We start from the raw sequence: 21,240 nt of genomic DNA, 5'->3' as shown, positions 1-21,240 counted from the left end.
AGGGGCGCCGGGAGGGCACGTGAGAGCGTCGGGCCAGCAGAGGGGACACTGTCCGGTATGCGAGTGCTGCTGGTCGAGGACGACCCCATGGTCGGAGCCGCCCTCAAGGGGCGGCTCGAGGACGACGCATACGCCGTCGACTGGGTGACCGCGGTCGAGCCGGGTCTCGAGAGCCTGCTCACCCACACGTACGACGTCGTCCTGCTCGACCTCGGGCTCCCGCAGGGTGACGGTGCGGACCTCCTGGTGGGGCTGCGTCGTCGGGGGGACCACACGCCGGTCATCGTCGTCACCGCCCGGTCGGAGGTGACCTCACGCATCACGAGCCTCGACCTCGGGGCGGACGACTACCTCGTCAAACCCTTCGACTCGGCCGAGCTGCTGGCGCGCATCCGGGCCGTCCTGCGACGACACGGTGCCGACCACGGGCATGCCGTCCTGACGAACGGGCGGGTCAGCCTCGACGTGACCGGTCACCATGCCTGGCTGACCGACTGGACCGACGCGTCGGGCGCGGCCGACCAGCCGCGGCGCACCACCATCTCCTTGTCCCGGCGCGAGTTCGCCGTCCTCCGAGCGTTGTTGACCCGGCCGGGGACCATCCTGTCGCGCGAGCAGCTCGAGCACCGCGTCTACGGGTGGGGAGGTGAGGTCGAGAGCAACGCGATCGAGTACCTGATCCACCGGTTGCGGGCCAAGCTCGGCGCCGACGCGGTCCGCAACGTCCGTGGAGTCGGCTGGGCCGTGCCTCGCGAGCCTAGTGGGTCGTCGTGACTCACCGGCCCTTCACCTCACTCACCGCTCGGCTCTCGATCGTCCTCGTGGCGGTGACCCTCGCGGTCGCCGCGGCCACGGCGGCGTGGTCCTACCGCCAGGCCCTCGAGGTGGCGCGGACCCTGCAGGACGACATCCTCACCCAGGTGGCGACGATTGCCGCGACCACGACGGCGACCTCGGCCGACGGGGGACCAGACCTGCGGCCCCTGACCAACCGGTTCGCCGACATCGACCTGGCGACCCTCCCGCAGCCGGGGGTGCCCGCTTCCAGCCCGGAAGGACTGCGGACCCTGACCGTCAACAGCCAGCAGCTGCGGGCAGTCGTCATCCACCGAGTGAGGGGTGGGGCCCTGCTCGTCTCCCAGCCCCTCGGGGTCCGCGACCAGATCGCCTCGGACGCGGCGCGCGCCACGGTCCTGCCCCTGGCGATCCTCATCCCCGTCCTGCTGCTCAGCATGGTGCTCGTCGTCCGTCGGGTGCTCACGCCCGTCAACCGGCTGGCTGAGCAGGTCCATCGTCGCGCGAGCACGGACCTTCGGCCGGTGGACCCCGAGCACGCCCCACCGGAGCTGCGGGGCTTCCTCTCGGCCCTGAACACCCAGCTCGCCCGCGTCCGTGCGGCCACGGAGCACGAGCGTCTGTTCATCTCGCAGGCCGCGCACGAGCTGCGCACCCCCCTGACGGCGATGTCGCTGCAGCTCGAACGCGCTGCGCGCGCCTCGGACCTTCCGACGGCGCACCTTCGGCTCCACGAGCTCGACCTGGGTATGCGCCGTTCACGGCACGTGGTTGACCAGCTGCTCGAGCTCGCGGGAGCGCGGGCCGAGAGCCACGACCGGGGCGGCGCCGGGCCCAGGCAGGTGGTGGCCACGCTGGACTCCATCCTGCGCGACGTCGTCGGCGAGCTCTTGCCGATCGCGGACGCCGCTGACGTCGAGGTCGAGCTGGTGGAGCGCCCACAACAGCGCGACGGCCTGGTGCTGGCGGTCGCGCCCATGGTCTCGATCCTGCGCAACCTCCTGGACAACGCCATCCGATACAGCCCGCGCGGAGGGCACGTCGTGATCGATGCCTCCGGCACCGATGAGCACCTCGTCATCACCATCGACGATGCGGGTCCGGGGATCGGCGACCCGGTCCGGGTGCTCGAGCCCTTCTTCCGCGAGACGGTCCAGGACGGCGCCGGCAGCGGCCTGGGACTCGCGGTCGTCGTCGCCCAGCTGCACCGCCTCGGCGGCGGGCTCACGCTGCTGCCCACTCCACGCAGCTCCGGCGGCACCCGAGCTCGGATCGAGATCCCGCTCGAGGGCGCTGGGCCGCCTGGGTGACCTACCTCAGGCGCCGGGGTGCGATCTCGTGCCCCACAGGGGCAGTCGGGGCATGACGAGGTCCACCCAGAGGTATCTCACCGCCGGTGCGACCGCGAGGGCCCAGACGATGGAGGCGAGCACGTCGCTGGGGAAGTGCACGCCGTCGACGACCAGGGACACGGCGACCACCGCCACGACCACAGCGGCGATCGACGTCGCGATGGACCACCAGCGGGTGCCGCCGAGCACCATGACCAGGGCGATGGCCAGCGAGGTGACGAAGGCGGTGTGCCCGCTGGGATAGGACGGGTCCGTCAGCGCCGGTGTGTAGGGATGGGCCAGCAGAGCGACCTCGGGCCGTGGCCGGTCCACGACCAGCTTGACCACCGCCAAGGGGAGCCAGGTGCCGGCGACGACGCCGGCGAACGCCGCCGCAGTGCGGAGATCTCTTGCCCTCGCCCAGATCAGGCCTGCGACCACCACCGTGATGAGCACCGCAGGCACGGGACTGAACACGTGGTAGATGCCGGTCGCGAGGGAGCCAACCAGCCCGGTCCTCAGTCGGTTCAGATCGACATCGCCGCTGACGTCGACGGGGTGCGCCTTCATGACGAAGCCGACCACCGTGACGAGCGCGGCGAAGACGACGGCGATGCCGATCGCCCGCGCGCCCGACGGGGTGGGCCGCAGGATACCGGGACCTGAGTGATCCGAGGTGCCTTCAGTGGCGGGGGTGGCGGGGGACGTCATGATCTCGAGGCCTCTCAGCGATACGTGGTGCAAAGGGGGGGATGGTGAATGGTGCTACGAGGCGGCTGAGAGACCGCTGAACGCCGTGATGTCGTCGACCATTAGGTCCCGTAGTTCCCGGGAGTCGGGCCTTCGGTTGTCGGTAGTCGAGGCCCCGAGCACCGGCGCATCCTCGAGCTCGAGGGCCTGCGGCAGTGGGTGCGCCCCCGGCTCGAGGGCTACCGCTCGCCCGAGGTCGCGATGCGAGGGCAGGAGATCCCGCTCGCGTGGTGAGTCTGGTGGCACCCGGTCGGCGCGACCGGCCCGGCCGTGCGGGTGAGCAGCGAGTCTCTGCCGCTCGGCCGAGCTTCCCGTGTGCGTAAGGTCCTTGTCATCCCCCCGGCCCACCGCAGCGTCTAGCGTAGGACCAGCAGGACCCCTGATCGCCCGGCCGTCTCGGCCGTGACGTCGTGGGGCCCGCACCTCGGAGGCTGGCAATGAGCAGTAACACAGTGGAACCTCGGACCGCCATGACCCGGCAGCCGGACTCAGCGGCGCTGATGGCCAAGGCCTTCACCGCGCTGCGCATCTTCACGGGGCTCGTGTGGCTGAGCAACGGCCTCGCCAAGCTGATCGGAAAGGCCACCTACGACCTCGGCTTCCTCTCCTTCAACCTCGTCAGCCGAGGCGTCGCCGAGAGCATCGCCAAGGACGCGTCCTCCAAGACGTACATCGCACCGCTCGGTGCCTTCTACCGCGACGTCGTCCTGCCGAACTTCGGCTTCTTCGGCTGGTTCCTGACCGTCGCCGAGCTCGCGGTCGGGCTCGGCCTCGTGCTGGGGGTGCTACCGAGAGCCGCGGCCCTGGCTGGCCTGCTGCTCATCGGGCCGGTCTACCTCATGCTGCTGCACACCAACCTCTACCTCTGGCAGTACCCCGCAGAAGACCTCCTCCCGTTGGTTCTGCTCACGATTGTGCCGACCTGGGGCCGGTGGGGCCTCGCCCAACGGATCCAAGCCGGCCTGCCTCAGCGCTGGCCCTTCTGATCGCCAGCTCCTGACCGGAGGGGGCCGCGTGAGCGCGGTTAGGTGCTGGGTTGGACGAGGCCGCTTTCGTAGGCGAGGACGACGAGTTGGGCTCGGTCGCGGGCGTGGAGCTTGGTTTGGGCCCGGTTGACGTGGGTTTTGGTGGTGTGGGGGCTGAGGTGCAGCTGCTGGGCGATGTCGAGGTTGGACAGACCGGCGGCGACCAGTGTCATGACTTCGCGTTCGCGTTCGGTCAGCGCGGCCAGTGACGGTGGGGCGCTGGGTGGCCGGTCGGGGCGGGCGGCGATGTCGGCGATGAGGCGACGGGTGACTCGGGGGGAGAGCAATGCTTCGCCGGCGGCGACGATGTGGATGGCGGCGAAGAGGTCGGCGGGTTCGGTGTCCTTGACCAGGAATCCGCTGGCTCCGGCCCGGAGTGCTTCGTAGACGAAGTCGTCGGACTCGTAGGTGGTCAGGATGATGACCCGGGTGCCGGCTGCGGTGGGGTCGGCGCAGATGGTGCGGGTGGCTTGCAGTCCGTCGGTGCCCGGCATCCGGATGTCCATCAGGACGATGTCGGGCCGGTGGGTGCGGGTTTGGCGGATGGCGTCGGCGCCGTCGAGGGCTTCGGCGATGACGTCGATGCCCTCGGCGGTCTCCAGGATGGAGCGGAACCCGGCGCGGATCAGCGCCTGGTCGTCGGCCAGCAGGACGCGGATCCCGGGCGGCGTCACCGTCAGGCCACCGTCAGCGGGAGGTCGGCGCGGACGAGGAACCGGCCGTGACCGTCGGGCGCGGCGTGCAGGGTGCCACCGACCGCGGCGGCTCGTTCCCGCATCCCGGCAATGCCCTGACCGGACCCGCCGAACCGCGGGTCGACTCCGGTGTCGATGTCGCTGTCGACCTGGACGCTGAGGTTGGCGTCCGCGTAGTGCAGCTGCAGCTGGACCGGCGCCGGACCGGCGTAGCGCATCACGTTGGTCAGGGACTCCTGGATGATCCGGTAGGCGGCCACGTCCACTGTCGACGGCAACGTCCGCCGGGTGCCGGATACGGTCAAGACGGTGTCGACACCGGCGTGGGCGGTGCTGGCCAGCATGGCGTCCAGGTCGGCCAGGCCGGGTGCGGGAGCGGTCGGGTCGGTCTCGTCGGCTTGCCGGAGGACCTGCAGGATGCTGCGCAGCTCCCGCAGCGCTTGCTTGCTGGCCGACTTGATCGCCACGAGCGCCTCCGTGGCCTCTGCCGGTCGGGTGGCGATGACGTGGGCACCCATGGTGGCTTGGACGTTGATCAGGGAGATGTTGTGCGCGACGACGTCGTGCAGCTCGCGCGCGATCCGGAGCCGTTCGGCATCCACCCGGCGCTGGATGTCGTACTCGCGGGCCTGCTCGGCGGCCGCCTGGCGTTCGAGGGTGCGTTGTCGTTGGCCGCGCCGCGCGGCGACGAGCTGTCCGGCGAACAACGCAGCGAGCACGGTGATGGGAAAGGCGATCAGCAGCGGTGAGGCGAAGCCGCCCGGGACGGCTAGGCTGCGCGCCCCCAGGAGCGCCAGGATCGCCAGCAGCCCCAGCCCGAGTGACTGCAGCCGGGCACCCCGGTGGGCGATCGAGTACAGGGCCAGCACGATCGGCACCGGCGCCGGGCCCCCGGGGAAGCCCGCGCCCTGGTAGCCGACGCCGAGGGCCACCGTCACCAGCACGGTGGTGGTGGGTGCGGCGTTGCGCCAGGCCAGGGCCAGCCCGGACGCGGCGACGAGCAGGTAGGCCAGCGGGCCCACGGGCCGTAACGGGGCAGAGACGACGTCCGCGCCCGCGGTCAACGCGGTCGCGACCACCACGCCGGCGCCGACCGTGACACCGGTCAACAGGTCTACCACCCGGGGGGAGGTCAACCCTGTTCGCCAGCGTGACCCGTTGCTCCTGGGCGCTCGAGGTCGGTGCATGGGTTCAGCGTAGGAGGAAGACCCTGGTGCGGCGTCACCCCACGGCGCCGTCTCGGGGTACCGCGATCGTGGTATCCGACGGCCGCCCTCACCGGTGCGGGCCACCGATAGATGCCTCCGCCGGGCGATTCGGCAGACGCGGGCGTCCCGCAGGCTCGGTGACGTCCCGGAGCACACCGCGCCGGACCCACCCAAGGAGAGCCCGATGCGCAGACTCACCGATCTGGTCCTGACCCACAAGCTGTTCGTCCTGGTGGGGTGGGTGGTGTTGGCGGTCGCCGGCATCGCCACCATCGGCACGACGACCGGCCGGCTGACCACCAGCTTCGCATTGCCCGGCCAGCCCGGGTACGAGACCACCAACGCCACGATCGAGCAGCTCTACCACGGCGGCGGATCCAAGGAGGTCTCCATCATCGCGGTCACCCTGCCCGCCGGAACCACGACCACGACCCCCGGGGTGCAGAGCCGGATCAACGAGGTGTTCGCGGCGGCCGCCTCGGGGGGGCACCTGCGTCTCCTCGACCAGGCCACCACCGGCGACCCGTCGTTCACCACCGCCGATCACCGCACCGCCTACGGGGCCGTCTTCACCCCGCAGGCCGGCGATCCGAACCTGCCCGACCCGACCGCGGGGATCGCTGCCGCCCTCACCCGGGCGGCCCCACCCGGCTGGCAGACCGGCACCACCGGCATCACCGAGCTGACCAGCAACGGCAGCGGCACCAGCGGTTCCGGGCTGCTCGTCGAGATCATCATCGGCGCCACCGGGGCGCTGCTGGTGCTCGCGTTCGTCTTCGCCAGCTTCCTGGCGGTCCTGCCGCTGCTGATGGCGGCCGCGGCGATCCCCACCACCTTCCTGCTCGTGCTCGCCCTGACCCGGGTCATCGACGTCAGCGCCGTCGTGCAGTTCCTCATCGGCCTGATCGGGCTGGGCGTGGCCATCGACTACTCCCTCCTGGTCGTCTCCCGCTGGCGGGAGCTCGGTGACTCCGGCGCCGACAACGACACCGCGGTCCGCGGCGCCATGGCCACCGCCGGGCGGGCGGTCATCCTGTCCGGGATCACCGTGGCGGTGTCCCTGCTGGCCCTGGCGGTGCTGCCGGTGCCGTACCTGCGCAGTATCGGCTTCGCGGGCTTCTTCATCCCCCTGACCTCCATCGCGGTGGCCGTCACCCTGCTCCCGGTCCTGCTGTCGAGCATCGGCCCGAAGCTGGACCGTCGCCGGCTGCGCCGGAACGCCTCGGTCAGCCCAGCATGGACCGGGTGGGCGCGACTGGTCGTGCGGTACCGCTACATCGCCGCCGCGGTCGGTGTCGTCGTCGTCGTCGTCATGATCATCCCGTTCTTCGCGCTCCGCACCGGCTCACCCGCCAGCTCCTCCCTCGCCCAGACCGGGCCCGCCCCGGCCACCTTGGCCACCCTGGCCCGGGCCGGGGTCCCCAGCGGCGTGATCACCCCCATCGAGGTGCTCACCCACGCCGACGCCGCCGACACCGTCCAGACCGAACTGGCCGCCATCCCCGGCATCCAGCTGGCCACCCAGCTGCGCGACCCACAGAGCCACCCTGCTGGCACCGCCATCGTCGATGCGTTCCCCGCCGCGGAAACCAGCACCCCCGCGGGGCGGGCCGCCCTGGCCGCGGTCTCCGCGCTGGCCACCCACGAACGCGGGATCGTCGGGGTCGGCGGCACCGGCATCGAGGACGTCGACTTCGGCCACGCCGTCTACGGCAACTTCTGGATCGTGCTGAGCATCATCGCCGTGATCACCCTGGCCCTGCTGACCCGGGCGCTGCGCTCCATCGTGCTCGCCGCGAAAGCGGTGCTCCTGAACCTGGTCTCGGTCGGAACCGCCTACGGCATCATGGTCTTCGTCTGGCAGCAGGGCCACGGCAGCAACGCCCTCTGGGGTGTCCCGGCGACCGGGTCGGTGACCATCTGGGTACCCATCGCGGTGTTCGCGTTCCTGTTCGGCCTGTCCATGGACTACGAAGTCTTCATCCTGACCCGGATGCGGGAGGCCTACGACGAGACCGGCTCCACCACGCAAGCCATCGTCACCGGTATCGGCCACACCGGACGGCTGGTGACCAGCGCCGCCCTGATCCTGTTCCTGGCGTTCGTGTCCCTGGCCTCCAACCCCGAAGTGAACATCAAGATCCTCGCCACCGGCCTCGGCGCCGGGATCCTGAACGACGCGCTGGTCATCCGCAGCATCCTCGTCCCCGCCTTCGTGTCGCTCCTCGGACGGTGGAACTGGTACCTCCCCCGATGGGCCGCCACTGCGTTGCGGGTGGACCCATCCCCTGGGCTGCCTCCCGTGAGCATCCCGGCCCTCTCGAAGGCGTCGAGGTAGGTGGTGGCCGACCGCCGGGCTTTGGTCCGGTCTCCCGTCGCCCCGTCACGATCAAGGACTCAGTGCACGCTGCTGGCGACCCAGATCCTGGGCGTCGCCGGACGGAGTGACCACACGTGTTGCAGACCGGTGCGGGTTTCCCTCGGCCTCGGCGTGCACTCCGTGGTCCATGCCAGCGTCTGTGGTGCCGTCTCCGTGGTGATGGGCCCCGCTTCGCCGAGGCCCCGGTCGGGTTCGTCCAAGCGGCCCCAGGCCTTCTCGCGGGTTACGGGATGCCGGCGGGTGGGCTACCTGGTGTCTCACCGAGGAGAGCGCGCCGGCCATCCGGATCCATGCTCTCGGGTACGACAGCGGGTACCTCCCGGTGGCCTTTGGCTGGGGGCCTATCCCGGAGACTGCGTCGTCGCTGGCGGCTCTTCATTCCCCGAAGGCCCTGCGGGGTCCCCGGCCAGCTCCCTGGGTCTTCGCTGGCTGGTCTACGGCCCCGTGCTCGGCGTGAGCCTCAGAAGGATGGCGGAATCAAAGGTCGCCTTCGACGCGACGAGTCGCCTACCTCGGCCCCGCGTGGCAGTCCTCCCCGACGACTCGAGGAGCGTCCGACTCCTCGGCTCGTCGCATCCGGAACAGTGCGCGGGCGACCGCGCAGCGACGCCGAGGCCGCCACCGACTGACCCGTTCGCTGGCCCTCGTCGGGCATTGAACCCGCTCTCAAACGGGCCACTGCTCCGTGCGCCACGCGGCATCCCAGAACAGCAGCTCGAACCGGGACGCGGTCGTGAAGGCGGTGTGCATCTGCTCGAGGACGGTCTCGGACGCCTCCGCGGCCAGCGCGTCGGTAATGTCCTTGGCCTGCTCGGTCGCCGCGGCGAAGGCGGGGTCGGCGTAGGTGGCGATCCAGGCGGCGTACGGGTGGTGCGGCCGTGTCGCCGCGGCCCCGAGAAGGCGGGTGCCGAGGTCCTGGTAGATCCAGAAGCAGGGGAGCACCCCGGCGACCAGCGCGGCATACGAGCCGCGGCCCGCCAGCGCCGTCAGGTAGGAGGAGTAGCCGAGGCAGGTGGGCGACCGCTCGATCGGGCTGGTGCCGGCGAGGTGGCTGCCGTGCAGGGCCTGCTCGACGGCGACCGCCCGCTGCGCACCGCCCGCCCAGAAGCTGAGGTCGGCCGCGTCGGTGGACTGCGCGGCGCAGGCGGCGAGCACGCGGGCGTAGGCGTCGAGGTAGTGCGCGTCCTGGGCCAGGTAGTAGGTGAAGCGGTCGGGCGGGAGCGAGCCGTCGGCCAGCCCGGTGACGAACGGCAGCTCGTCGATCGCGGCGCGGATCGACGCCACCCGGGCCCATGCCTCGTCGGTGAAGGTGGTCATCTCGCGCCCCAGGTCTGGTGGAAGTGGTGGACCGGCCCGTGGCCGTGCGGCCGGCCGATCTCGAGAATGTCGGCCGCGGCGATCGCGGCGTTCAGCCAGGTCTTCGCCTCGCTGACCGCCTCGACGTAGCCGGGCCGTTGCGGCAGCAGGGCGGCGATCGCTGACGAGAGGGTGCAGCCGGTGCCATGGGTGTTGCGCGTGGCGATCCAGGGCGCGCTCAGCACGTGCTCGCCCTCGGGGCCGACGAACACGTCGACCGCCGGCCCTTCCGTGTCGTCGTGCCCACCCTTGACGAGCACCCGGAGGGCGCCGGCACCCCGCAGGCGGTGGGCCTGCACGAGCATCTCGTCGACTCCCTTGGCCGTCTGGCACCCGAGCAGGGCGGCGCTCTCGGGGAGGTTGGGGGTGATCAGCGACGCCAGCGGCAGCAACCGGCGCAGGGCGTCGACGGCGTCGTCGTCGATCAGACGGTCGCCGCTGGTGGCGACCATCACCGGGTCGAGCACGACGTGCGCGGGCGGGTGGTTGACCAAGAAGGCACCCACGGCGTCGGCGGTGTCCCGCGACGAGAGCATGCCGATCTTCACCGCATCGATCCGCACGTCGGCCACGAGGGTCACCAGCTGCTCGGTGACGAAGGCCGCGGGGGGCAGGTGGACGCCCGTCACCCCGGTGGTGCTCTGGGCCGTGAGGGCGGTGATGACGGTGGTGCCGTAGGCGCCCAGGGCGGAGAACGTCTTGAGGTCGGCCTGGATGCCGGCACCGCCGGACGGGTCGCTGCCGGCGATGCTGAGGACGACGGGCGGGCGAGTGGTCACGACTCATCCCAGGCGCGGCGCAGGACGCTCGCGGCGGTGGCCGGGTCGGGCTGACCGCAGACGGCGCTGACGACGGCGACCCCGGCCGCCCCCCGCTCCCGCACCTCGGGGACGCGGTCGACGGTGACTCCCCCGATCGCCACGCAGGGCCAGGGGCTCGCCGACACGACCGCGGAGAGGGTGTCGAGGCCGGCCGGCGGGGCGGCATCCGACTTGGTCGACTGGGGCCACACCGGTCCGACCCCGAGGTAGTCGAGCTCGGCGTCGGCGGCCTCGGCGTGCCAGACGTGCTCGGGAGTCTGGACCGACAGCCCGAGCAGGGCGGCGGGGCCGAGCAGCCGGCGCGCCGCGGCCACGTCGAGGTCGCCCTGCCCCACGTGCGCCCCCTGGGCTCCGATCGCCTCAACCAGGTCGACCCGGTCGTTGACCAGCAGCGGCACCCCCGTGCCGGCCAGCGCCGCCACCACCGCTCGCCCGAGGGTCACGAGCTCGGCCTCGGTGGCCGCCGGGTCACGCAGCTGCACGGCGGTCACCCCACCCTCGACCGCTGCGCGGACGGTCTCGGGCACGCCCGCCGGGCCGCACATCGCGGTGTCGGTGACGAGGTAGAGGCGCAGGTCGAGTGGCCGGCTCACGACAAGATCACGTGCTCACCCAGCGCGTGGGGCGTCAGGGCAGCCAGCTCGTCGATCAGGGCCACGGCGAACGACCCCGGGCCGCCGCTGCGTCGCGCCGCCTCATCGGCGGCCACCGTGAGCACCGCGGTGGCGGCACTGGCGGCCACGAGCGGGTCCGGGACGACCGCCGCGAACGCGGCCATCAGGGCCCCGAGGGCGCAGCCCACCCCGGTCACCTGGGTCATCCACGGGTGCCCGTTGCCGATCCGGACGAGCCGCTCGCCGTCGGTCAGGTGGTCGACCGGACCGCTGACGGCAACGACCGTGCCGTGCGTGGCGGCGAAGCCGGCGGCGGCGTCCGCCGCCGACTCGGGCGAGTCGACCGAGTCGACCCCGCTGCCTCCTGAGCCACCGGCAGCCACCGCCAGCACCTCGGAGGCGTTGCCGCGCAGGATGGTCGGCGCGCCGTCGGCCACCAGCCGGTGAGCGAGCTCGGTGCGCCAGCCCAGGCCGCCGGCGGCGACGGGGTCGAGGACCCAGGGCGTGCTGACTTCACGGGCGGCGGTGGCCGCCAGCAGCATCGCCGTGGCGGTCTCTTCGTACGGCGTGCCGAGGTTGACGAGCACTCCTCCGGCAATGCCGGCGAACGACCCCGCCTCGCGCGGGTTGTCGACCATGGCGGGCGAGGCTCCGGTGGCCAGGAGCACGTTGGCGGTCCACTGGGCGACGACGATGTTGGTGAGGCACTGCACCAACGGCGGCCGTTCGCGCAGGCTCTCCAGGGCATTGGACAGATCAGATGGTGTGACAGGCGCGACCATGACGGCGACGTCCCTTCGCTAGTGCGAGCTAGATCAGGTTCTACGGGTGTCATCTCAGCCGCCGACAGTCATCGTGCGGCACCCCGCGTCAACCACGACCCTATGCCCGCCCGGTGCTGTCCGCGTCGCCGAGGGCTCTCCGCTCCCGCTGCCCGCAGGTGCGGGGGAGGTCTGACGCGATGTGGTCCGGCGGCCTAGCATGAGCTCGTGCGCATACTGGTGCTGGGCGGAACGGCCGAGGCCCGAGCGCTGGCGTCATCCCTCGACGCGGCCGGTGTGCCGTTCGAGTCCTCCCTCGCGGGCCGGGTCTCCCGGCCGAGGCTCCCGGTCGGACCCGTGCGGATCGGGGGCTTCGGGGGTGCGGAGGGGCTGGCCCGGTACATCGATGACCGTGGCGTCACCCACGTGGTCGATGCCACGCACCCGTTCGCCGTCACCATGTCGGCCCACGCCGTCGAGGCCGGACTGCAGACCGCTGCGCCGGTGCTCCGGCTCGCCCGGCCCGGGTGGGAAGGTCGACCCGACGCGTCGTCCTGGCACTGGGTGTCGACCCTCGACGAGATGCGGACGACCGCCGAGCGGCTGGGCTCTCGACCATTCGTCTCGACCGGGCGTCAGACGTTGGAGGCGTTCGGGTCCTGGGCCGGTCGCAACGTGCTGGTCAGGGTCGTCGAACCCCTGACCGGCACCCCGCCTGACTGCTGGACGGTGATCGAGGACCGGGGTCCGTACGTCGCCCCCGACGAGCGAGAGATGTTGTCACGTCATGGGATCGACGTCCTGCTGACGAAGGACTCAGGCGGGTCCTACACCAGCGCCAAGCTCGGCGCGGCAAGCGAGCTGGGGATCCCCGTGGTCGTCCTCCGCCGCCCCCGCACCCAGCCGGGAGCGGTCGAGCTCACCTCGGTCGAGGCGTGCGTCGAACGGCTCCTCGCAGCAGCACCCGGGCGCTGACGACGGCCAGCAGGCCGATCGCCCCGATCCGGCCCTGGAGGGCGACGGCGGCCGCGATGTCCGCGGCGGACACCGCCGGCCCGTCCCCCAGACGGCCCCGATCCTGCGCCACACCGCCGTAGGCGTTGCGCCCACCGAGCTGCCGGCCCAGAGCGGCGGCGAAGGCCGCCTCCACCGGGCCGGCGTTGGGGCTCGGGTGCGCGGGCGCGTCACGCCTCACGGTGGCCAGGGTGTGGCGGGCGCGCGGTAAGGAGCCGGTGGCGAGGGCGGTGCTCGCGACAGTGAGCCGGGCGGGCAGCCAGTTCGCCACGTCGTCGAGCCGGGCTGCGCCCCAGCCGAACTCGGCATACCGAGGCGAGCGGTGCCCGATCATGGCGTCGAGGGTGTTGACCGCGCGGTAGCCGAGCAGGCCGGGGATGCCGGCCACGGCCCCCCAGAAGAGCGGGCTGACCACGGCGTCAGCCGTGTTCTCGGCCACCGACTCCACGCAGGCGCGGGCGAGCTCGTCGCTGTCGAGGCCGGTGGGGTCGCGGCCCACCAGGTTGCGGATGCGGGCCCGTGCGCCGACGAGGTCGTCGCCCCGCAGGAGGGTGTCCATGGCCTGCGCCTCCCGGGCCAGCGACCGTCCGCCGAGGACCGTCCAGGTCGCGGCCGCGACGAGCGGGACCTGCGCGACTCGGGGGAGACGGGAAAGGACCGTCCCCAGGGCGACCGCGCCTCCGACGAGGGCCGCCTCGTGGACGACGCCGGCGCGACGGTGAGGTGCGTAGGTGTGCGCCTCGAGGGCGGCGGCGACCCGCCCGAAGCCCGCGACGGGGTGCCCCCGGCGAGGGTCACCGAGGAGCAGGTCCGCGGCGTAGCCGATCACCAGTCCCGTCGCGACGGTGTCGAGGCTCACGGGTGCTTCACCGGCACGACCTGTCCGGCGACGACGAGCAGCACGGCGTCGCTGACGGCGGCGACGCGCTGGTTGGTGAGCCCCAGCCAGTCGAGGAAGATCCGGCCTGCGCGGTTGTCGGGCACGAGGGTCAGGCCGGCCTCGTCGGAGACGAGGACGAGGGGGTGCCGGTGGTGCTCCACGGACCGAGCGAGCGCGGCTACCCGGTCCTCGATGGCGGGCTCCCACTCCGCGCGTGGAGCGTCCCAGGCGTGCATCTCGTTGAGCTGGGCGGTGAGCCACGTGCCGAGCCCGTCGACGATGGCCGGGCCGCCCAGGTCGGCGAGGGCCGACGGCAGGTCGGTCGACTCCACCGTGCGCCACGTGGACGGGCGTCGCCGCTGGTGAGCCGCGACCCGTTGGGCCCAGTCGGCGTCGTCGCGAAGGGGACCGGTCGCGACGTAGGTCACCGTCGACCCGGTGAGGGCGGCCGACTGCTCGACGAGACCCTCGGCCACGGCTGACTTGCCCGAGCGGATCCCGCCGAGCACGAGGGACGTCGGCGGCCGGTGCGGGCCCAGCGCGGCGGCGGGCTTCATACCCGCAAGCCCGCGGAGGCGACGACGAGCAGGACGCACTGGGCGACCTCGATGCCCGCCCCCATGACGTCGCCGGTCACCCCGCCGAAGCCGCGGCAGCAGCGCCGGACGAGCGCGAGCACGGCTGCAAAGGACGCCACGACGGCGAGGCCGCCGAGCCACGGGGAGAGACCGGAGATGAGGCCGGCGACGACGACGAGCACCCCGACTGCCCCCACGACGACCACCGACCCCGCGACCGGCACGGAGCCGGCCACGGCGACCCCAAGCCCGTCGGTGCGTGCCGGACCTGCCCGCCTGCTGGCGGTGAGCGCACATGCCCCGCGAGCCGCCACCACCAGGGCACCGGCGAGGAGGGGGCCCCGGGGGAGCTCCAGCACGGCTGCCAGGGCAGCGGTATCGACGAGGAGGACGAGGCCGAGGACGCCGACGGCGACGGGGCCGGCGTCACCACGACGCATGATGTCGAGGGCCCGCTCCCGGTCCCACGAGACGGCGAGGCCGTCAGCGGTGTCCGCGAGGCCGTCCCAGTGCATGGCGCGCGTCGCCCACCCCAGGAAGGCGAGGACCAGGCCGGCGGTGACCAGGGACGGAAGGTGGGCGAGGTGACCCGCCGAACCCGCCAGGGCGGCCCCGACGCCCAGTGGGATGGCTGCCACCGGGGCAAGGATCATGGCCCAGCGCGCGATGGGCACGGTGAGGGAAGGCAGGGGACCGACCGGGATGATGCTCAGGGTGCCGACCGCCAGCTGCATCCCGACCCTCAGGTCGCGCAGCCCGGTCATGGGCGCGACGCTGCCATTGCCGCGACTGCCGGGCCGATGATTGTCACGGCCGGGGGACGCAGGTCGGCAGCGGCCACGGCCGTCGCGATCTCCGACACAGGGGCGCGCACGTCTCGCTGGCTCGGGAGGCCGGCGTCGGCGACACACGCGGCCGGGGTGTCGCCCGGCATCCCGGCCGCGACCAGCGCCTCGACGATCGAGCTCAGGGTGGCGAGCCCCATGAGGACGACGACCGTGAGACCGGTGCCGGCCACGGCGCCCCAGTCGACGGTGCTGCGGGGGTCGCCCGGGCCGACGTGCCCGGACACCACGACGAAGCCCTGAGCCAGGTCCCGGTGCGTGACGGGGATCCCGGCCAGGGCCGGTGCCGCGATCGAGCTCGTGATCCCCGGGATGACGGTGACCGGGATCCCGGCCTCGACGCAGGCGTTCCACTCCTCGCCCCCGCGACCCAGCACGAAGCTGTCGCCACCCTTGAGTCGCACCACGGTCCGCCCTGCGAGGGCGTGCTCGACGAGCAAGGCGTTGATGTGCTCCTGGGGCGTGAAGTCGCCCCGGGGGATCTTGCCCGCGTGGATGACCCGCACGTCGCGGTCGAGCGAGTCGAGCAGGCCGAGTGGTGCGAGCCGGTCGCAGACGACGACGTCGGCCTCCTGCAGGGCGGCCAGACCGGCGACCGTCAGCAGCCCGGGGTCACCCGGACCACCCCCCACGAGCACCACTCGCCCGGCTCGCACCGGGGCTGCGACGTCGGGCGCCGCGGGTGCGGCGGTCAGGGGGTCACGCAGCACGACGTCGTATGCCGTGAGGTCAGGCTCGGCCTCGAGGGTCACCAGCCGACGTGACGCCAGGTCGGCGACGACGGCGGGGGCCTCGCTGTTCCCGGCCGGACCGGCGCTGACGGTGACGAGGGCGCCCTGGTCGACGAGCGCGTGGACCGTCTCGGCGATCCGGGGGCCGGGGGTGTGCACGAGGACGCGGCAGCCCACTGCGGACGCGGAGAGCCTCACGACGACACCCTTGCCGCGTCTTCAAGCGCGGACCGCACCTGCACGAGGGCGTGAACGAGCGCGTCGGTCGTGGCCGCGTCTCGGACGGCCAGGCGCACCCAGCCCTCGTCGAGCCCGGGAAATGTGTCTCCACGGCGAACAGCGAAACCGCTGTTCCGCAATTCTTCTCGCACCCCTCGGCCGACCTCGACGAGGACGAAGGGAGCCGCGCCCGGGACGGGTCGAAGACCGATCGTCTTCAGGCCGTGCACGAGATGAGCCCGCTGCCGTGTGAGCACCCGTGCCGCGTCCTCGGCCTCCCGCAGCGCCTCCGGGGTCGCCGTCGCTGCCATGACGGCCGCAGCCGGTGTGGACACCGACCACTGGGGCTGTTGCTCGGCCAGGGCGGCGACGAGTGCGGGGTCGCCGACGACGTAGCCGGCCCGCAACCCCGCAATGCCCCAGGTCTTGGTGAGCGAGCGCAGGACCAGCACGCCGGTGAGGTCCGTGCCGATCAGGCTCTCCCGCTCGCCGGGCACGGCATCCGCGAAGGCCTCGTCGACGACGAGCAGGCGTCCGGGTGCTCGCAGTCGACGCACCGTCTCTCGCGGGTGGAGGACCCCGGTGGGGTTGGTGGGGTTGCCGACGAAGAGCAGGTCGCACCGCGGGTCGACGAGAGACGCGTCCAGGGTGAAGCCGCGGCTAGCGGTGAGGACGAGGCGGTCGGGCACGCGACCGGCACGCCGCATCGCAGCCTCGGGCTCGGTGAACTGCGGGTGCACGACGATCGGGTGGCGACCCGGCACCGCCCTGGCGATGAGGGTGAACGCCTCCGCGCCGCCGCTGGTGAGCAGCACCATCTCCTCGGGGACGCCGTGGCGACGGGCGACGGCCGCGCGAGCAGCGGCGACGTCGGGATAGGAGCCGAGAGTGGCCGTCGTGGCCCGGATGACGTCGGCGAGCCAGGGTGGTGGGGCCGGGACCCGCACGTTGACGGCCAGGTCCACCAGGCCGTGGTCGCCGCGCACCTCGGCGTCGCCGTGGTGGTCGAGGTCGAGGGGGCCCGGGTCAGCGACCCGGAGGTTGGGTGGGGGCTTCCCGGGCGCGGGTGCGGCCGGCTCGGGGACCGCCTCCGACGCGGGAGCCACGGACCCCGCGGGACGCAGGGCGTCGAAGCGGTGCACGGCGTCGGCGAACGACCGCGCCAGGCTCGGGGTGCCGGCCCAGTGCACGTGGAGGTAGGACGCGTGCAGGGTCGGGCGGCCGGTGCGCGCGGGGTCGAGCGCGAAGCCGTTCAGCGTACCGTCGACGCTCCAGCCACCGACGGGGTCCGCGGTCGGGGACGTCGCCGTGCGGTGGAACTCGTGGGCGGTGACCGCCGTGCCGGCCGGCCCCAGCAGCCCGTCGGCCGTCAGGGTGGCCCTGACGTAGCGCAACGTCAGCCGTGGGCTCATGGCCGCAGTGGTCGGGATGGCTCCCACCATCGGCTGGTCGTCGAGCGACTGCGCGAGGTAGAGAAGACCGGCGCACTCCGCCACGGTCGGCATGCCAGCCGCGACGGCGTCACGGACCTGGCCGAGCAGTGTCGTGTTGCGGGCGAGCGCTGCGGCGTGCGCCTCAGGGAAGCCGCCGCCGAGATACAGCCCGGACGTGCCCGGCGGGAGCGCTGGGTCCACCGCGGGGTCGAAGACGACGGGCTCGCACCCCGCAGCGCGTAGCAGCTCGTCGGTCTCGGTGTAGCGGAACGTGAAGGCCCGCCCACCGGCCACGGCGACGACTCGCGGTGGCCCCGACCTCGTCACGAGCGGCGCACACCACGGTGCGCCGTCGAGGTCCGGCGCTGTGTGGGCGAGGTCGAGGATGGCGTCGAGCTCGAGGTGGGCGGCCGTCTGCTCGGCGAGACGGTCGAGGCTGTCCCTCGCGTCGTGCCGCTCGTCGGCTGGCACCAGGCCGAGGTGCCGTGAAGGCGCGGTGACTCCCGCATCCCGAGGAAGGACCCCGAGCACGGGGAGACCAGTGCGCTCGACCGACCGACGCACCTCCTGCGCGTGGCGCGGGCTGCCGGCCTTGTTGAGCACCACGCCGACGACACCCACCTCGGGGTCGAACGTGCGCAGGCCGTGGACGATCGCGGCCACGGTGCGGGAGGCGGCGGAGATGTCGACGACCAGCAGGACGGGCGAGCGGGTCAGCTTCGCGATGTGGGCGGTGGAGGCGAAGCCCTCGGTGCCGAGCTGTCCGTCGAAGAGCCCCATGGCGCCCTCGATGACGGCGACGTCGGCAGCCTCCGGCGTCCGGAAACCGTGCAGCAGCAACGGGACCACCAGCTCTGGCGAGGTGAGCCACGGGTCGAGGTTGCGTCCGGGACGACCGGTGGCCAAGGCGTGGTAGCCCGGGTCGATGTAGTCGGGACCGACCTTCGCGGGGGCCACGGTGTGACCCTGCCGGCTCAGGGCGGCCATGATGCCCACGGCGACGGTCGTCTTGCCGTGCCCCGAGGCCGGGGCGGCGATGACGAGGCGGGGGATCCTCACCACTCGATGCCCTTCTGACCCTTCTGGCCGCGGTCGAAGGGGTGGGCGACCTTCGTCATCTCGGTCGCGACGTCGGCGATGGCCACCAGCCGCGGATCGGGGTCACGCCCCGTGATGACCACGTGCTGGTAGCCGGGACGGGCCTTCAGCGCCTCGACGACGTCGTCGACGTCGACCCAGCCCCACTTCATGGGGTAGGTGAACTCGTCGAGCACATAGAGGGTGTGGGCCTGGCTGGCCAGGCGTCGCTGGATCTCGGCCCACCCCTCGCGAGCGTCGGCCGCGTGGTCCTCTTCCGTGCCGACCTTGCGCGACCAGGACCAGCCCGAGCCCATCTTGTGCCACTCGACCGGACCCCCCTGCCCCGTCGTACGGTGCAGCTCGTCGAGGGCCATCAGCGCCCCCTCCTCGCCGATGCGCCACTTGGCGGACTTGACGAACTGGAAGACCCCGATGGGCCAGCCCTGGCTCCAGCCTCGCAGGGCCAGCCCGAAGGCAGCTGTCGACTTGCCCTTGCCTGCGCCGCTGTGGACCACGACCAGCGGGCTGGCGCGGCGCTGGCGGGTGGTCTGGCCGTCGGCGGCCTCGACGGGTGGGCGTCCCTGGGCCATCAGGCGGCCTTCCTCTCACGGATGACGGAGACGATGGTCGCGGCGGCGACCTCGCCAAGGGGTAGGTGGTCGGCGCCCATCCGGTGGGCGATGTCCGCGGCGAGCCCCATCCGGAAGCGTCCGGCCTCGCAGTCGACGACCACGGCGTCGACTCCGGTGGCGCGCCACCGGTCGGCGACCCAGCGGGCACGGACCAGCGCGTCGGGGCCGCTCGTGGCCCGGCCGTCGGTGACGAGGACGAGGAGCGGCCGGAGACGGGAGTCACGGATCCGCTCGATCTCGAGGACCCTCGCGGCGGTCCGCAGGCCCTCGGCGAGCGGGGTGCGTCCACCGTGGGGCAGGTCGGTCAGGCACCGGGCAGCGGCCTCGACCGACGACGTCGGCGGCAGGGCGAGGACGGCACCGTCGCCCCGGAAGGTGACGACACCGACGCGGTCGCGTCGTTGGTAGGCGTCGACGAGCAGGCTGAGCACGGCGGTCTTGACGTCGGACATCCGCTGCTGCGCACCCATCGACCCTGACGCGTCAACGACCAGCAGGACGAGGTTGGCCTCGCGACCCTGGGTCACCCGGTGCCGCAGGTCGTCGGAGTGCAGGACGACCCGACCGGTGCGACCGCGCCCGGCCTGGTGGGGTGCCGCGGCTGCGATCGTCGCGGGGAGGTGGAGACGACCGGTGCCGGTCGTCGTCGCCCCGACGGTCCGGCCCCAGGAGGTGATGGCGCGGCTGCGCCGACCGGCGTCGCCCTCGCCGACCCCGCGCACCTGGAGGCGGCGCGCGCGGTAGGGGGGGCGTGAGTCGGCGACGACGGTCGCAGTCGGCTGCGGCCCAGGGGCCGCGTCGGAGTCCTGAGGGGTGCCCTCGGCGGGTGCAGGATCTGCCGGGCCGTCTGTCGTCCCGGGACTGTCGGGCGGTCGCGTGCTCGTGGCCGCAGGAGGCATGCGGGCGTCGGCTTGCGGGGCATCGCCGTCGCTGCCGTCGCTGCCGTCGGTGTCGTCGCTGTCCTCGGGGCCGATGCCTCCGGGGGGCGGGCCGTCCGGCTCGGGCTCGGGCTCCGGCTCGTGCTCGTCGTCACCGAGGAGGAACTCCAGAAGGTCCTCGTCGAGACCGGGGGCGTCGAACGGGTTGCGTCGACGACGGTGGGGGAGCGCGAGCCGGGCGGCGACGCGGATGTCCTCACGCGTCACCTCGGTGCGTGCCTCCCACGCGGCGTGGGCCCGCGCGGCGCGGGCGGTGACGAGGTCGGCCCGCATCCCGTCGACCTCGAAGCCGGCGCACACAGTCGCGATCGTGGTCAGGGCCCACTCGCTCAGACGGACGAGGGGCAATGCCGCCTGCGCCGCCAGGATCCGGTCGCGCAGGACGGACTCGGGCTCGGCGTACCCATGCGTGAACCCTTCGGGGTCGGCGTCGTAGGCCAGCCGCCGCCGCACGACCTCGACCCGCTCGGCCGGCTCGCGCGACGCGGTCACCTCCGCGGTGAGGCCGAAGCGGTCGAGCAGCTGCGGACGCAGCTCGCCCTCCTCGGGGTTCATCGTCCCCACCAGCACGATCTGGGCCGCGTGCGAGACCGACACGCCGTCCCGCTCGACGGTGTTGCGGCCCATGGCTGCGGCGTCGAGCAGCAGGTCGACCAGATGATCGTGCAGGAGGTTGACCTCGTCGACGTAGAGGATGCCGCGATGGGCCGCCGCGAGCAGCCCGGGCTCGAACGCGGTCTCGCCGGCGCCCAGGGCGCGGGAGAGGTCGAGCGAGCCGATCACGCGGTCCTCGGTGGCGCCGACGGGGAGCTCGGCCAGACGGGCCGGCCGGGTGGTCGTGGGGGCTTCGCGCGGATGAGGGCCGTCGGGGCAGGACGGGTCGGGGTGTGCGGGGTCGCAGCCGAACCGGCATCCGCTGACGACGAGCTGGCGCGGGAGGACGTCGGCCAGGGCCCGCACCATCGTCGACTTCGCGGTCCCCTTCTCGCCGCGGACGAGGACGCCGCCCACGTCGGGTGCCACGGTGGTGAGCACCAGGGCCAGCGCCATGTCATCGGCGCCGACGATGGCGGAAAAGGGGTAGCGGGGCACGCGTCGGACCTCCTGGGCGAGTGACCACGCTCGCCTGTCGCAAGGACGCCCGACCAGGGTTC

19 protein-coding genes and 1 riboswitch are annotated in these 21,240 nt (G+C 72.8%); of the genes, 5 read left to right on the top strand and 14 right to left on the bottom strand.

Going from position 1 to position 21,240, the window contains the following annotated elements; all coding sequences use genetic code 11:
* Positions 1 to 57 precede the first annotated feature (57 nt).
* Both V3N99_09425 and V3N99_09420 read left to right on the top strand, forming a co-directional pair.
* Complete coding sequence (locus V3N99_09425) at positions 58 to 774, top strand: response regulator transcription factor (protein MEO3936964.1); 717 nt, start codon at positions 58 to 60, stop codon at positions 772 to 774.
* Positions 771 to 2,105 (top strand): ATP-binding protein, encoded by a 1,335-nt coding sequence (locus tag V3N99_09420; protein MEO3936963.1) that lies wholly within the window; start codon positions 771 to 773, stop codon positions 2,103 to 2,105. Before V3N99_09425 ends, V3N99_09420 begins: the two co-directional genes overlap by 4 nt.
* Before the next feature lie 6 nt (positions 2,106 to 2,111).
* On the opposite strand, the gene V3N99_09415 is transcribed toward V3N99_09420, so the two are convergent.
* Positions 2,112 to 2,837: a phosphatase PAP2 family protein gene (locus V3N99_09415; GenBank protein MEO3936962.1), complete on the bottom strand. Its 726-nt coding sequence runs from the start codon at positions 2,835 to 2,837 to the stop codon at positions 2,112 to 2,114.
* 509 nt (positions 2,838 to 3,346) lie between these two features.
* Between V3N99_09415 and V3N99_09410 the strand changes: the two genes are divergently transcribed.
* Positions 3,347 to 3,862 (top strand): hypothetical protein, encoded by a 516-nt coding sequence (locus V3N99_09410; protein ID MEO3936961.1) that lies wholly within the window; start codon positions 3,347 to 3,349, stop codon positions 3,860 to 3,862.
* Positions 3,863 to 3,900: 38 nt separating this feature from the next.
* Here the strand turns inward: V3N99_09410 and V3N99_09405 are convergent, their stop codons facing one another.
* Positions 3,901 to 4,575, bottom strand: coding sequence for a response regulator transcription factor (locus V3N99_09405; protein MEO3936960.1), 675 nt, complete (start codon positions 4,573 to 4,575; stop codon positions 3,901 to 3,903).
* 2 nt (positions 4,576 to 4,577) lie between these two features.
* The gene (locus V3N99_09400) at positions 4,578 to 5,717 is read right to left on the bottom strand and encodes a histidine kinase (protein ID MEO3936959.1); all 1,140 of its coding nucleotides are present in this window, start codon (positions 5,715 to 5,717) and stop codon (positions 4,578 to 4,580) included.
* 271 nt (positions 5,718 to 5,988) lie between these two features.
* Between V3N99_09400 and V3N99_09395 the strand changes: the two genes are divergently transcribed.
* Positions 5,989 to 8,142 carry an MMPL family transporter gene (locus V3N99_09395; GenBank protein ID MEO3936958.1) on the top strand — a complete coding sequence of 718 codons (2,154 nt, stop codon included), beginning with the start codon at positions 5,989 to 5,991 and terminating at the stop codon, positions 8,140 to 8,142.
* A 708-nt stretch (positions 8,143 to 8,850) separates the two neighbouring features.
* On the opposite strand, the gene V3N99_09390 is transcribed toward V3N99_09395, so the two are convergent.
* The 4 genes from V3N99_09390 to thiM all read right to left on the bottom strand — a co-directional run bounded on the left by V3N99_09390 (position 8,851) and on the right by thiM (position 11,757).
* On the bottom strand, positions 8,851 to 9,501 hold the full coding sequence (locus tag V3N99_09390; GenBank protein ID MEO3936957.1) for a TenA family protein: 651 nt from the start codon (positions 9,499 to 9,501) through the stop codon (positions 8,851 to 8,853).
* Positions 9,498 to 10,319, bottom strand: coding sequence for a bifunctional hydroxymethylpyrimidine kinase/phosphomethylpyrimidine kinase (gene thiD, locus V3N99_09385; protein MEO3936956.1), 822 nt, complete (start codon positions 10,317 to 10,319; stop codon positions 9,498 to 9,500). The genes V3N99_09390 and thiD overlap by 4 nt, the downstream gene beginning before the upstream one ends.
* Positions 10,316 to 10,954: a thiamine phosphate synthase gene (gene thiE, locus V3N99_09380; protein MEO3936955.1), complete on the bottom strand. Its 639-nt coding sequence runs from the start codon at positions 10,952 to 10,954 to the stop codon at positions 10,316 to 10,318. The genes thiD and thiE overlap by 4 nt, the downstream gene beginning before the upstream one ends.
* Positions 10,951 to 11,757 carry a hydroxyethylthiazole kinase gene (gene thiM, locus V3N99_09375; protein MEO3936954.1) on the bottom strand — a complete coding sequence of 269 codons (807 nt, stop codon included), beginning with the start codon at positions 11,755 to 11,757 and terminating at the stop codon, positions 10,951 to 10,953. The genes thiE and thiM overlap by 4 nt, the downstream gene beginning before the upstream one ends.
* Positions 11,751 to 11,853: riboswitch (TPP riboswitch) on the bottom strand. (Overlaps the previous gene by 7 nt.)
* A gap of 111 nt (positions 11,854 to 11,964) precedes the next feature.
* Between thiM and V3N99_09370 the strand changes: the two genes are divergently transcribed.
* Complete coding sequence (locus V3N99_09370) at positions 11,965 to 12,711, top strand: cobalt-precorrin-6A reductase (protein MEO3936953.1); 747 nt, start codon at positions 11,965 to 11,967, stop codon at positions 12,709 to 12,711.
* Here the strand turns inward: V3N99_09370 and cbiB are convergent.
* Genes cbiB through V3N99_09335 form a run of 7 tightly spaced genes read right to left on the bottom strand, consistent with a single transcriptional unit; the run spans position 12,656 to position 21,178 of the window.
* The gene (gene cbiB / locus V3N99_09365; GenBank protein MEO3936952.1) at positions 12,656 to 13,609 is read right to left on the bottom strand and encodes an adenosylcobinamide-phosphate synthase CbiB; all 954 of its coding nucleotides are present in this window, start codon (positions 13,607 to 13,609) and stop codon (positions 12,656 to 12,658) included. The genes V3N99_09370 and cbiB overlap by 56 nt on opposite strands.
* Positions 13,606 to 14,187, bottom strand: a complete 582-nt coding sequence (locus tag V3N99_09360) for a bifunctional adenosylcobinamide kinase/adenosylcobinamide-phosphate guanylyltransferase (protein MEO3936951.1) — start codon at positions 14,185 to 14,187, stop codon at positions 13,606 to 13,608. Before V3N99_09360 ends, cbiB begins: the two co-directional genes overlap by 4 nt.
* Positions 14,184 to 14,972, bottom strand: coding sequence for an adenosylcobinamide-GDP ribazoletransferase (locus V3N99_09355; protein MEO3936950.1), 789 nt, complete (start codon positions 14,970 to 14,972; stop codon positions 14,184 to 14,186). Before V3N99_09355 ends, V3N99_09360 begins: the two co-directional genes overlap by 4 nt.
* Entirely contained in the window at positions 14,969 to 15,982 is a 1,014-nt protein-coding gene (gene cobA, locus V3N99_09350) for a uroporphyrinogen-III C-methyltransferase (protein ID MEO3936949.1), read from the bottom strand. The genes V3N99_09355 and cobA overlap by 4 nt, the downstream gene beginning before the upstream one ends.
* Positions 15,979 to 18,495: a cobyrinate a,c-diamide synthase gene (locus V3N99_09345; GenBank protein ID MEO3936948.1), complete on the bottom strand. Its 2,517-nt coding sequence runs from the start codon at positions 18,493 to 18,495 to the stop codon at positions 15,979 to 15,981. The genes cobA and V3N99_09345 overlap by 4 nt, the downstream gene beginning before the upstream one ends.
* Positions 18,492 to 19,106, bottom strand: coding sequence for a cob(I)yrinic acid a,c-diamide adenosyltransferase (cobO, locus tag V3N99_09340; GenBank protein ID MEO3936947.1), 615 nt, complete (start codon positions 19,104 to 19,106; stop codon positions 18,492 to 18,494). The genes V3N99_09345 and cobO overlap by 4 nt, the downstream gene beginning before the upstream one ends.
* Positions 19,106 to 21,178: a VWA domain-containing protein gene (locus tag V3N99_09335; GenBank protein MEO3936946.1), complete on the bottom strand. Its 2,073-nt coding sequence runs from the start codon at positions 21,176 to 21,178 to the stop codon at positions 19,106 to 19,108. The genes cobO and V3N99_09335 overlap by 1 nt, the downstream gene beginning before the upstream one ends.
* Positions 21,179 to 21,240: the final 62 nt, after the last annotated feature.

It is taken from the genome of Dermatophilaceae bacterium Soc4.6, assembly GCA_039889245.1.
Lineage (GTDB): Bacteria > Actinomycetota > Actinomycetes > Actinomycetales > Dermatophilaceae > Lapillicoccus.
This window is presented reverse-complemented; position numbering and strand designations above follow the sequence as displayed.

Coding starts and splice junctions, on each gene's coding strand:
- V3N99_09425 (MEO3936964.1), top strand. CDS start 58: ATGCGAGTGCTGCTGGTCGAGGACGACCCCATGGTCGGAGCCGCCCTC.
- V3N99_09415 (MEO3936962.1), bottom strand. CDS start 2,837: ATGACGTCCCCCGCCACCCCCGCCACTGAAGGCACCTCGGATCACTCA.
- V3N99_09410 (MEO3936961.1), top strand. CDS start 3,347: ATGACCCGGCAGCCGGACTCAGCGGCGCTGATGGCCAAGGCCTTCACC.
- V3N99_09395 (MEO3936958.1), top strand. CDS start 5,989: ATGCGCAGACTCACCGATCTGGTCCTGACCCACAAGCTGTTCGTCCTG.
- V3N99_09390 (MEO3936957.1), bottom strand. CDS start 9,501: ATGACCACCTTCACCGACGAGGCATGGGCCCGGGTGGCGTCGATCCGC.
- thiM (MEO3936954.1), bottom strand. CDS start 11,757: ATGGTCGCGCCTGTCACACCATCTGATCTGTCCAATGCCCTGGAGAGC.
- V3N99_09360 (MEO3936951.1), bottom strand. CDS start 14,187: ATGAAGCCCGCCGCCGCGCTGGGCCCGCACCGGCCGCCGACGTCCCTC.
- V3N99_09355 (MEO3936950.1), bottom strand. CDS start 14,972: ATGACCGGGCTGCGCGACCTGAGGGTCGGGATGCAGCTGGCGGTCGGC.
- cobO (MEO3936947.1), bottom strand. CDS start 19,106: ATGGCCCAGGGACGCCCACCCGTCGAGGCCGCCGACGGCCAGACCACC.